Genomic DNA, 12,163 nt, shown 5'->3' with positions numbered 1-12,163 from the left:
CTGACTCCCTTTATTGTTCCAGAATAGTGGTTCACCCATTAATTGTAGAACGAATTATATTTCGTGAAGAAGCAACCAAAAGCTATAAATTGAGTCACTGAGCAAAGTAAGCATAGTCGATATTTCTTTGGATAGCCCTTCCGGTAAATCAGGCAGGGTCATATTTTCGTTTTTCTCCCCCGTTTTTAGCCGCTTAACTATAACGCCGATATTTTCTACATTTTGCTGGATAAAACATCCAATTTCGGGGTTAACGGGCGCGTTTTGCTGACACCAAAGCACCACCGCATCAGTATTGATCAGCATGCTTTTTGCCTGTTGCATAACCTCCTGTAACTTCTGACAAGTCCCATCATGGGAACCTTCTGCTTTCATCCAAGTGGGCTCAAGGGCAATCTCGGTGGCTAAATCCTCACACTCTTTAAAGCTTAGCATTAATGCACCTCGTTTATCTTCGGTAGCATTTTTCATGGATAGGCTGGTTTTCATTAAGTCCATTAGGCCAGCGAGCTTAAGCTGCAATACTTCCCCATTTCTTTCGGGCTTGATTAAGGTTTGAATCAGCCCAGCGATAATAATGCCTAAAATGACGCCGACAATTCTGTCGCGTACTTCGGTGAGATCGCTGACCGGCGTAAAACCATTGAGAACGGCGAGTGAGAAGGTCAGCAGCATTTGGATGCCAGCATAGCTAATATTCTCTGGGCCAGTGGCAACCCATGAACAAAGTATAAAAATAGGCGCTGAAAGTAATAGCAGCCCAAATAGCGTGGTTAAATTTGGCAGAATAAAAACAATGGCAATCAGTGCCGCAATACTTCCAGCAATAGCACCTAATAAACGTAGCGTGATTTTTCGCAGTGTTTTGCCTAAACCTGGCTGGGCAACAACGAGGCAGGTTAGCATGATGGTGTGAATACCAAACCAGTCTGTGGCGGTATAAAAAATATAGCAAATCAACGCGCTAAGTAATGTTTTTAATGCATAGGTAACATAGATTTTATTTGAGAATGCATCAGGAACGAAGAATGAGAAATTTTTCTTTTGGCTCGGGCTATTGTCGTAAGAGACATTTTTATTTTGATCGTAATTATTTATCACCTTTGCCATTTCACGTAGGGTTGTATCTCCTATATTCGTATTAATAGCATCTGGCGTAAAAGGTGCTGAGTGATTTTTTGAACTAGCTATCATAACTTCACAAACAGACTTAATCCTTAAGGCTGTATCACGGGATTTTTGGTTAATTATCTCCACTGGCAAATGGCACGAAAGAGAGCGCAGTTCAGAAACCATTGTTACCATCGCTAATTGCGCCGTATGATCGCTGGAACTTAATCGATCGCGGGATTTGGTATATTGCAGAAGTTTATACAGCGATTGTAAATCTTGACCAATAGAGGCGAGGGTATTTTCTTTTCTCTTGAGTTCATTGTCAGGAGTTAAGAGGTCCGCTATATGGTTAAGTTGCGATATAAGCGTTTTATTGAGTAATTTCTCGGGCTCTGAGGGAAGAAATAAAGCATTAATAATGAGAGTAACTGCAATGGCATAGCTCATCGCCACCCATACCCATAAAATGTTTCTGATGATCTCTTCTGAATCTGAACTCACATCAACAAAACTTTGTGAAAAAATAACGATCAGAGCGACTAAGTAGAATATCACGCCATACTTTGAGGCTCGCATCATAAATAGACTAATAAAGGCCACCAATGATGCCAGTAAAATGCGTAAAAAAGGCACGTCCCAGGTTATTTTTAAAATTAACAGCGACGTTGCTACGGCCAGCGCGATAGAGATAATAAAAAACAGGCCGGTGAGCTTGGTTACTACAATATTGGTTTGGGTGACAAAAAAGACCACGATAAGTGATAGCGCTAGATCGGGGATCTGTAACGTTTGGCTGAGAATAACCACAATGATACAGGCCACGGTGGTTCGCAGGATCTGGTTTGCTCGGCCCGGATAAAACCCAAGCCCCTGATAAAATCGAGAGACGAAGAGGTCAAATGATTTCATTCTGATTTCCTCTAGGGGGCGGTATCTCGATAGACGATGGCAATCGCCGAGGCACCAACGCGAAATAGCGCAGGTTCTGGGTTATCGACGCGAATTTTGACAGGAAAGCGTTGGGATACATGCACCCAGTTGATGGTGCGTGCTACCGACGGGAGGCCGTTGCTCACGCCGCCATCTTGAGGAGATACGCCGTAGCCTATGGAATCAACGCTGCCGCTAAAGGATTTACCGGTATCGCCCATGACGTATATGCGCGCGGGAACGCCATTACAGACATTTTTTAGGTCGGTTTCACGAAAATTAGCCACCACATACCATGCTTGGGTATCAATGAGCGTCATTACCGGCTGCTGCGGCGAGGCATATTGCCCAATCGTGGTATTTAGAGATGTTACTCGACCATCGAAAGGCGCACGAATCTCACTGTATTCAAGGTTTAACTGGGCTTTTGCGATGTCCACACAAACAACCTTACGCTGTGCAATGAGTGCATCTACGCTGCTTACCGCTGATTTGGCCTGTTCTACTTCGCTGCGAGAGGCTTTATACATAGCCTCGGCGCTATTTTTTGCCGTTCTAGCTTGATCAAACTCTTCCGCGGAAACATATCCCTTGCCTTGAAGCGCCAATATACGTTGATAAGTGCTGAGTGCCTGCAGGTAGTTCTCTTTGGCGCTGGCTTCTTTCGCTGAAACGGCCTGAGCATTGTATTGCTGGGCATCAATGGTTCGCTGTGCGAGCTTTATTTGTTCATCTAAGGTAGCAAGCTGAGCGGTACCAGATTCAATGGCATGCTCATAGGGTCTTGGGTCGATTTTAAACAGCAGATCGCCTTTAGAAACCAGCTGGTTATCTTTGACGGGGATCGTCACTATATGCCCTTCAATTACAGGAACCACATTAATGGTATCGGCATAGATATATGCATCGTCAGTCTGTGGGGCTTCATCGATCTTTAACATCACAATGCATAGCGCAATTAACGTTAAAAATACGAGCAAGCAAATATAAAACTTATTCTTAAGGGACATTCTGTATTTCTCTTAATGGGTAAAAAACAACAACCAAGTCAACATTGCGCTGAGAGCGGTAACACAGGGATAGACAATCACGGCAGGCTCAAGCCAGCACTGGTGTTCGCCTTTCCTTAACATTGTGTGCATGAGTGTCATAGCAATAACGCCAATGCCTGAACATATCAGCCAGTCAGGAAAAGATGCGCCAAACAGAACTATTGATGGTGCACAGGAACAACCCGTTAGGGACAGAATAATAAAGACTAAACCGATCGCTTTTGCTGAATGGAACTTGATGTATTTAGTCGCTAACTTCTGCATATAAGTTTCTGCATAGAATTTTTCATAAAATCACGAGGGGTTAATTAGAAATGAAATAAAAGAGATTCATTAAGAATCTCTTTTATAGGTTATTTTACAGAGCGACTTAGTTTTTTAGTGCCCATATATAATATTGGCCATCTTTCAGCTCAGCGCCTTCAAGCTCTTTTTCGAAACCAGGGAATTTTTTGCCCCATTTCGCAATGCTATAAATATATTGCAGCCATGGTTGCTCAGTGGTGCCGAAGCTTTCGCCTGGCATCACAATCGGAATACCCGGCGGGTAAGGGATCACCCCAACGGCGGAAATACGCCCTGCAAGTTTATCAAGCGACAGTAATTCGCAGCGTCCGGCCATATGATCTTGGAATGCGGCGCGAGGAAGTTTAACCGGCGTTGGAATATGGCTGAAGGCGGCTGCCTGAAGCTTATCCATCTGGCTGGTTTTCATGTAGGCAAACATCTCATCACACAGATCTTTCATGCCCATACCGGCATAGTTCTCAGCATGAGAGGCGGCAAGGTCAGGCAGACAGACTGACAGTGGCGTATTGCTGTCGTAGTGTTTTTTGAATTCGATCAGAACGTTAATTAATGTTCCCCATTTGCCTTTGGTGATCCCCACGGAGAACAGGCATAACACCATGAAATCTGTAGTGCGCGACGGAACGATGCCGTGCTGATACAGGAATGCGGTTACAACAGCGGCAGGAATACCGGTTTCCTGCATCTCGCCGTCGTCGCCCATGCCTGGTACTAAAATGCCGGCTTTGATTGGGTCGAGCATGCACCAATCGTCTTCCAGCTGTTCAAAACCATGCCAGTTTTCGCCCGGACGAAGCACCCAGCACTCAGGATCGGTGGTTAGCTGTTCTTTAGACGCACTCATGAACGGCACTTTTTTGCCCGTTTCAGCATCAATCACGTCTGGCGCATTCCACGGAGAGAAGAACCATTCCCCTTTAGCGGCAAAGGCGGCGTGAACTTTTGCGAGTGCAAGACGGAAATCTACTGCCTCATCAATCACTTCCTGAGTCAGCGCTTCACCTTGTTGGTCATCCATCATGGCTGCACCAATTTCATTGGCCGCGATAATGGCATACAGCGGTGAGGTGGTGGATTGCAGCATGTAAGACTCATTGAAACGCGAGTGTTCAATGGGTTTTTTGCCATTACGAATGTGAATGTAGGAAGCCTGAGAAAGCGCCGCTAAAAGCTTATGGGTAGACTGCGTAGCAAATACCGTTGGACCGGCTGCGTCATGCTCTGCAGGATTTCCACGCATCGCGAAACGATCGCGATAGAGTGGATTAAAACGTGCATAGGCATACCAAGCTTCATCAAAATGAATAGTATCGACGCTCTCAGCCAGAAGATCTTGAGCCTGTTTTGCGTTGTAGCACATACCGTCGTAAGTACAGTTGGTGACCACGGAATAAACCGGTTTAGGGTCAACGGCAAGCTGTTTCAGTGGATGCGCATCGATTTTCTGCTGGATAGATTCTGGTTGGAACTGTGACTTAGGGATCGGCCCAATGATGCCAAAACGGTTACGTGTTGGAATGAAGAACACCGGGATCCCGCCGGTCATCACCAGCCCTTGCTCGATAGATTTATGACAGTTACGGTCACAGAGCGCAAATTGGCCCTCCCCAACGACGGCTGACATGACGGCACGGTTAGAACCTGATGTGCCATTCAGAACGGAATAGCTTTGGTGGGCACCAAATACTCTGGCAGCATAGGCTTCGGAGTCTTTGATTGGGCCGCTGTGATCGAGCAGCGAACCGAGCGAATCACGTTCAATTCCGGTATCGGTACGGAAAAGATTTTCGCCGAAGAAATCAAGGAACTCACGACCAACCGCCGATTTGGTAAACGCAACACCGCCCTGATGACCGGGTGCTGCCCATGAATATTCAGGCGAGCCGTTGGTGTAGTTGAATAAGGCTTTTGTGAAAGGTGGTAATAGCTGGTCGAAATATTTTTTGATTAACGCGATGCTGCGCGAAGCGATGAATTCTGCGGTGTCTTCTTGCATCCAGATAAATTCATTCGCTAACTCCATCGTTTCGAGCGTTAGCGTCTCGAGGCAGGCATGCTCTGCCATCAATAATACCGGCACTGTTTTATTTCGACGGCGAATTTCTTGCAACAATTTTAATGCTTGGCTGTGTGAATCAGCATTATCCTCTTCAGAGGTCCAATCTACGAATACACAGCAAATAGAGGCGTCAGAGGTAATGCTCGCTATTCCATCGTTATAGGTTGTTGCAACGATAACCGAGAGGTTTCTTTCTTCTAGAGCCTCGATTAAATTACAGATGGACTGCCCATTAGCAGTGTTTTTATTTGTAATGTCGCTATTTACCACTAGTACTTTACGTTTTTTGAGATGATTTAATTCAATCATGTTTAGTCCTATCTATTAATTAAATAAACTATTAAATAACTTTTTGTGGCCTAGTGATAACTAGGCCACTTAGTGTTGTTATTAAGCTTGAACATCCAGCGGGAATGGATTTTTGTGTGTTCGGTTGTAATTTAAAGAGTAGAGTGCGGTTACGACCATTAACGCAACAAACGACCACATGACTTCTTGTGCGCCGGAGCCAATAACAGCCCATATGCAATAAGCAAAGGCAACCGATGTGATAAACGCAAATAACCCTTTTTGATTTCCTAAGTGCCCGTGTCCCACAAGCAGGAGCGCTGCACAGGTGTAAAGATAAGGTACTAAGGTAAAAATAACGGAAACTGAAGAGACAATACCAAATTGCGCAGCTGCATTAGGCGATATCGAAGCGACTTGGAATATTGTCATCAGAATGCCGATCACAATAAGACCTTGTACCGGAACACCTTTTTTATTCACTTTAGCGAAGATTGGTGGGAATAGACCATCGTCAGCGGCTGCTTTAGCGGTTTGGCTGGCAAGTAATGTCCAGCCACCTAATGAACCAAGGCAACCGGCTGCGGCACAGAATGTCACGATAGCGCCCGCGGTTTCACCCAATGCCATACGCGCGGCATCACCGAACGGAGAGGTTGAAACACGCAGCGCTGCATTCGGGATCATACCCATAATGGCGGTGGTCGAGAGTACGTAGCAAACGGCGGCAATCAGTACACCACCAATGGTGGCAATTGGGACGTTTTTCTTCGGGTTTTTTACCACGGCAGCAGCAACGGACGCGCTCTCTACGCCGATAAATGACCATAGCGTAACGTTCAAGGTGCTTTGAATGGCGCCCAGCGTACCTTTCCCACTGACGTTCCATGCGGCCATATAGGTATCGCCGCTGAACCAGAACCAGCCAAAAATAGCCACTGACAGAATAGGAACCAGTGCTAGCACCGTTGCTACAGCCTGCACGCGCGTTATCATTTTTGCGCCGATAATGTTCAAAATAACAAAGAACCAGAGAACTAAAACGCAGGTCAGCGTCATGATCATGGGGTCTTTTAGCGCAGGGAAGAAGTAGCTGAGATAGCCAACGCCGATAACAACCATGGCAATGTTACCGACCCAACAGGCTAGCCAATACAGCAGGTTAGTTTGATATCCAATGAATGGGCCGAAAGCGCGACGAGCATAGGCATAAGATCCGCCAGCGCTGGCATCCAGCGAGGACATTTTTGCGTACACCATGGATAGCGCTAAAGCCCCAATGATGGTGACCAGCCAACCATAAATAGCAACGCCGCCCGTGGATGCTAGGTTTGCAGGAAGGAGAAAAACACCTGACCCCATAATATTACCTGAAACCATTAAAGTTACAGGTATGAGACCTACCTTATGTGAATCTGATTCAATTGCCATATATATAACCTTAACGGTTCCTATTTGTTTAATTAAATATTAGTTTGAGCAACGTTATTTAAGTGAGTATTAATATTTTTAGTTACGGTGGGGCCTATATTAAACTCTCACTAATATAAACAGATGTCATTCTGATTAGAGGTGGATTAAAAGTGTGTGAATGAAGTTTATGTAGAAAACTATAACTGTTGCAGTAATGCAAATATATAAGACTCAGCGTTTTTTATAGGTAGGTGGCGTCCTACGCTTGTAGGTATCAGGTAGCGTATGTATAAGATATATGAGGGAATAATGTAGCCCCAAGCAGTGGGTAACAAATAAAATTAAGCATGTGGAATATATAAACTAATGGTTTCATTTAGCTACTGTTTATTTTATTAGCATATAATCAACTCAATTCTACATTCGCGCTATCGAGAACATATTACTATTCTTTTGTTTATAAGATGACGTTGTAGCGTGCTTCTTGTTTGCAATCAATGAACCCTCCCTCGCAAAGCTGGAGCCGATAAGGCGTGTTCAAGGTTGTCTACATCAATAAAAGTGATAGGGCTCTCATCACGAAAAACGTTATGGCCTTCGCCATTGCTGAAATCGCTGTTGAGGTTTTCCTCTATATTTATCAATACAGTACGGTTTATTTTTGAGGTAGCAATGTTGAGTGAAAATAACAAGTTGAGCGCTATAATTATAGACGATCATCCTCTGGCGAGAGTGGCAATCAGAAATTTGCTGGAAAATGATGACATCAACGTGATTGCTGAATCAGGAGATGGCGCGGAAGCTCTGCAGGTCATTAAAGAAATGCAGCCAGATATTGTCGTGGTCGATATTGATATCCCTGTTCTGAGCGGAATCGAAGTTGTCGAGAAGCTAAGACGACAGCAAAATAGCTGCATTATCGTGGTGGTTTCTGCTAAAAACGATCGCTTCTATGGCAAGCGTAGCGCTGATGCTGGGGCAAACGCGTTTGTGAGCAAGAAAAAGGGCATGTCTAATATTGTGGCGGCGGTAAAGGCTGCGCGTAATGGCTATAGTTATTTTCCTTTTTCATTGGATAGCTTTGTTGGTAAGTTAACGTCAGAGCAAGAAAAGCTGGATTCCTTATCAACACAAGAAATCAAAGTTATGCGCTATATTTTAAATGGCGTGGATAACATGCATATTGCTACTGAGATGAATATTAGCAGCAAAACAGTAAGCACCTACAAAAGTCGTCTAATGGAAAAACTGGAGTGTAAGTCACTGATGGAATTATTTAATTTATCAAATAGAAATAAAATTGGCTGATTTTATGCTGCAACGCTTGCTCAGATTTACTCTGTTTTTCATTGGAACGCTATTCGTTGCTCAGGGTGCAATTGCTGGTAAAGAACCCATAAGGCTTGAGATTTTCAGTAATAGCGGGCCCATGCTCCCTAATCTCAAATTGAGCACTGCTGAGCAGTTGTGGCTGGCGAAGAAAAAAACCTTAGTTGTGGCTGTCTATTCCCCTGAGTCGCCACCGCTGATGTTGGATAGTTCCTCTGGTCGTTTCCGTGGGATGAATGCTGAATATCTGTCTTTGTTGCAGAGAGCGTTGGGTATCAACGTTAAAATTGACCGCTATGAAAGCGAAGAGTTTGCTTTGAATGCAGTCAAAACAGGTAAAGCTGATCTAGTGCTGACTTCGCTTAGAACAAATTTTAATGCCGTGGCACCATTTATTGCATCTTTGCCAATGGTAAGCGCCTATCCAGCCTTAGTCACCACGCAAAAAAATGTTATGCAACCGCTACATACGGATAGTCCGGTAACCATTGCTATTGCAGAGGGTTATCCTAGCGAACAGTTTGTAAAAGCTTCATTTCCGAATGCTAAAATTCTTCACTATGAGACTGCGTATCAAGCGCTCGCCTCGTTATATAACGGAAAAAGCAACTATTTCATTGGTAATAATCTTGCCAGTGGCACGACTATAATGCGTGATTTCCATCAGTCATTAAGTATTATAAAATTCTGGCGTACATCACCGATACATAATCAGTTTATCGCTCTAGATACGCAATCGCCTCTAATCCCTATTATTAATAATTTTTTAGCAGGATTGACAAATCCTATTACTAATCATATCTCTCAGCCGTGGCTAGAGAGCGGTAATCCTGCGCTTTTGACGAAACCTTTATCACTAACCCCTCAGGAACAGCGTTGGTTAGAGAAACATCCCAAACTTAAAGTATTAATTAATCCGTATTATGCGCCGTTTACACTCTTGGATGAGAATAATGAAATCAGAGGTGTGACAGGCGATATCCTCAATCTTATTCATTTGCAGACGGGCTTAGAGTTTGAAACGGTGACGGCTAATTCCAATACCGAAATGGTTGATAAAATGCTAAACGGTGATTGGAATATACTCCCTACGGCAACATATAGTCCTAGCCGTGAGGAGTTAATTTCATTTACTCATCCCATTATTACGACGCCTTTTGCTATCGTAGTGAGAGTTTCTTCTAGCAAAGCTGAGCTGTTGCCGGGTATGAAAGTAGCAGTGACTACTATGCATATACTTACGGAAAAATTGCCTACCAAATATCCAGGGATCAAGATTGTGCAGGTCGAAAATACCAGCATTGGACTCAATCTTTTGGCTGAGGGAAAAGTTGATGCTGTCATATCAACGCAGCTAACCGCTCGTTACATGATAGACCACTATTATCCAAATCAACTCAAATATGAGATCATGGCGGATGAAGCGCCGGCTTTAGTCAGTTTTGCTATCCCGCGTGGAGATCAAGAGTTAAAGCAGATATTGAATAAAGCGTTAGATAATATCCCGCCAAAATCGATATTATTTATTTCCTCAAAATGGGTTAAGCTACCAGATATAAAAATTGACACTTGGCATCTATATAACAAGCAATTTTATATTGTCATTACGCTGTCTATTTTTATTATTTTGAGTTTCTTGTTATGGGGTGGATACCTATCACGGGAAGTTCGTATGAGAAAACAATCTCAGGCGGATTTAGAGAATCAACTCAGCTTTAGAAAAACATTATCTAATTCGATCCCCATACCGGTTTATACCATTTCTCTCGATGGTGAAGTTCAAAGCTATAACAGTGCTTTTATGTCGTTTTTTTCAACTGACCAGAAAAATGTGACCTCTACATCTTTGTTTGATAGTCGTAACCCACTGTCTGATATTTTTTCGGTTCTCAACCGAGACATTCAACATGGTCTGATCCCGGATAAGGTTATTGAGCACAGCATTATGCTGAACAATGGTCGAGAGGATCGCCATATTATTCATTGGATTACGCTTTGTGTTATGCCGTCTGACAACGTTATGCCAACGCTAATTTGTGGGTGGCAAGATGTGACGGAATCCCGACAGTTGCTCAGTGCATTGCAAACTGAAAAAGACAAAGCAATCCAGGCTAATGAGGCGAAAAGCACCTTCTTAGCCAGCATGAGCCATGAGATTCGCACGCCAGTCAGTGCGGTAATGGGATTCCTTGAATTACTGGCGCTACATAACCAAAGCCCTGAAGAAGATAAAGAGTCTATTTCGCTGGCTTACGCCACGGCTCAGTCATTACTAGGATTGATCGGCGACATTTTAGATATGAATAAAATCGAATCTGGGAGCTTTGAATTATCTCCAGATTGGGTCAATCTCGATGTGCTGATTACGACGGTGATGAGAGGATTTGAAGGTCTTGCCAAGCAGAAACAGCTCAAACTCACCTTTGTTAATCGACTGGTCAAAGGGGAATATTTACGTCTAGATCCTCAGGCAACCAAGCAATTGCTCTCCAATCTGCTAAGCAATGCTATAAAATTCACAGAACACGGTGGTGTTGAGGTCAGTGCAGAGTCCATCGCCACGCGTTCTGGCCAAACCCAGCTGATTTTACGAGTGACAGATACTGGGGCGGGCATTAGCCAAGAAGATCAGGAACGGCTCTTTAAACCCTACAGTCAAACTGAAACGGGTAAACGGCAGACAGGCTCTGGGTTAGGGCTTTTGATTTGCCGAGAGTTAGTGACGCGCATGAATGGAAAGCTGGGGCTGGTGAGTCAGGTTGGACAAGGGACAACGATGACGATCGATCTGGTCACGGCGGTATCTCATGAAGCGATGATTAGCTCGGTTGAACTGCAGCCCGCGGTATATCCTGCCAAGAAACTAAAAATATTGATCGTTGACGATCATCCGGTTAACCGTCTGCTGCTGCGTCGTCAATTAGATACGCTGGGATATAAAGTCGATGAGGCGAGTGATGGAAATGACGCGCTGATACTGATAAATGAAAATAGCTATGACTTGGTAATAACGGATGTCAATATGCCGAATATGGATGGGGTGACTTTGACCCGTCATATTCGAAGTTTTGATAGTGATATCGTTATTTGGGGCTTAACCGCAAATGCCCAAACGCAGGAAAAAGATCGATGCCTTGCAATTGGTATGAACGCATGCCTTTTCAAACCGATTAATTTACAACAATTGGCTTCTGCATTGGCCTCTGTGGGAACGATAAATATGACTTACCAGCTAGACGAAATTATTGATATTGCGACGCTACGATCGCTGGCATTAAATGATCCAAAATTAATGCAGCAGATGTTGGAACAGTCTCAGCAAGAAAATAATAAAGATTATCTTGCTGCGCAGGAGGCTAAAATGGCCGGTGATTGGACTGCATTCAAAATGCATATGCATCGTATTAATGGCACTGCCCAAATTCTTGGTGCGGCGAAATTACAGGAACTAGCCGAAAAGTTAGAGAACTATTTAGTGGTTCAGACTGATGATTCAGCCATTGAACATGGAATGAAACTGCTTGAGGTTGAGCTAAATCGTTTAAGAGAGGCGATTAATAGTTTTTCACCGACATGATTAATGTTTATGTAAAATAAATGGCTCCATCGAAATCGTCAAAATTTAGAGAGAAGATGGAGCCATCAAGTTCTTTCATCTGTTTCAGCCGAT

The 12,163-nt window shown here is 43.9% G+C and carries 7 protein-coding genes; 2 read left to right on the top strand and 5 right to left on the bottom strand.

What is annotated here, in order from left to right:
• Positions 1–54: 54 nt before the first annotated feature.
• The 5 genes from CPY98_RS17625 to adiC form a co-directional block, all read right to left on the bottom strand.
• The gene (locus CPY98_RS17625; protein WP_096388514.1) at positions 55–2,022 is read right to left on the bottom strand and encodes an FUSC family protein; all 1,968 of its coding nucleotides are present in this window, start codon (positions 2,020–2,022) and stop codon (positions 55–57) included.
• An 11-nt stretch (positions 2,023–2,033) separates the two neighbouring features.
• The gene (gene mdtN / locus CPY98_RS17620; protein ID WP_043489239.1) at positions 2,034–3,053 is read right to left on the bottom strand and encodes a multidrug transporter subunit MdtN; all 1,020 of its coding nucleotides are present in this window, start codon (positions 3,051–3,053) and stop codon (positions 2,034–2,036) included.
• Between the two features lie 12 nt (positions 3,054–3,065).
• On the bottom strand, positions 3,066–3,359 hold the full coding sequence (locus tag CPY98_RS17615) for a YtcA family lipoprotein (RefSeq protein ID WP_096388513.1): 294 nt from the start codon (positions 3,357–3,359) through the stop codon (positions 3,066–3,068).
• Positions 3,360–3,465: 106 nt separating this feature from the next.
• Positions 3,466–5,772: an Orn/Lys/Arg decarboxylase N-terminal domain-containing protein gene (locus tag CPY98_RS17610; RefSeq protein WP_043489241.1), complete on the bottom strand. Its 2,307-nt coding sequence runs from the start codon at positions 5,770–5,772 to the stop codon at positions 3,466–3,468.
• An 81-nt stretch (positions 5,773–5,853) separates the two neighbouring features.
• Positions 5,854–7,182 (bottom strand): arginine/agmatine antiporter, encoded by a 1,329-nt coding sequence (gene adiC, locus CPY98_RS17605; RefSeq protein WP_046448661.1) that lies wholly within the window; start codon positions 7,180–7,182, stop codon positions 5,854–5,856.
• Between the two features lie 675 nt (positions 7,183–7,857).
• Here adiC and evgA point away from each other — a divergent pair.
• Complete coding sequence (gene evgA / locus CPY98_RS17600; RefSeq protein ID WP_025801094.1) at positions 7,858–8,472, top strand: acid-sensing system DNA-binding response regulator EvgA; 615 nt, start codon at positions 7,858–7,860, stop codon at positions 8,470–8,472.
• Positions 8,465–12,070, top strand: a complete 3,606-nt coding sequence (locus tag CPY98_RS17595) for a transporter substrate-binding domain-containing protein (RefSeq protein WP_231899425.1) — start codon at positions 8,465–8,467, stop codon at positions 12,068–12,070. The genes evgA and CPY98_RS17595 overlap by 8 nt, the downstream gene beginning before the upstream one ends.
• Positions 12,071–12,163: the final 93 nt, after the last annotated feature.

It is taken from the genome of Hafnia sp. CBA7124, assembly GCF_002355555.1.
Classification (GTDB): domain Bacteria; phylum Pseudomonadota; class Gammaproteobacteria; order Enterobacterales; family Enterobacteriaceae; genus Hafnia; species Hafnia alvei.
This window is presented reverse-complemented; position numbering and strand designations above follow the sequence as displayed.

What these genes read in the sequence shown, in the direction of transcription:
- CPY98_RS17625 (WP_096388514.1), bottom strand. Translation starts at nt 2,022, where the DNA reads ATGAAATCATTTGACCTCTTCGTCTCTCGATTTTATCAGGGGCTTGGG.
- mdtN (WP_043489239.1), bottom strand. Translation starts at nt 3,053, where the DNA reads ATGTCCCTTAAGAATAAGTTTTATATTTGCTTGCTCGTATTTTTAACG.
- CPY98_RS17615 (WP_096388513.1), bottom strand. Translation starts at nt 3,359, where the DNA reads ATGCAGAAGTTAGCGACTAAATACATCAAGTTCCATTCAGCAAAAGCG.
- CPY98_RS17610 (WP_043489241.1), bottom strand. Translation starts at nt 5,772, where the DNA reads ATGATTGAATTAAATCATCTCAAAAAACGTAAAGTACTAGTGGTAAAT.
- adiC (WP_046448661.1), bottom strand. Translation starts at nt 7,182, where the DNA reads ATGGCAATTGAATCAGATTCACATAAGGTAGGTCTCATACCTGTAACT.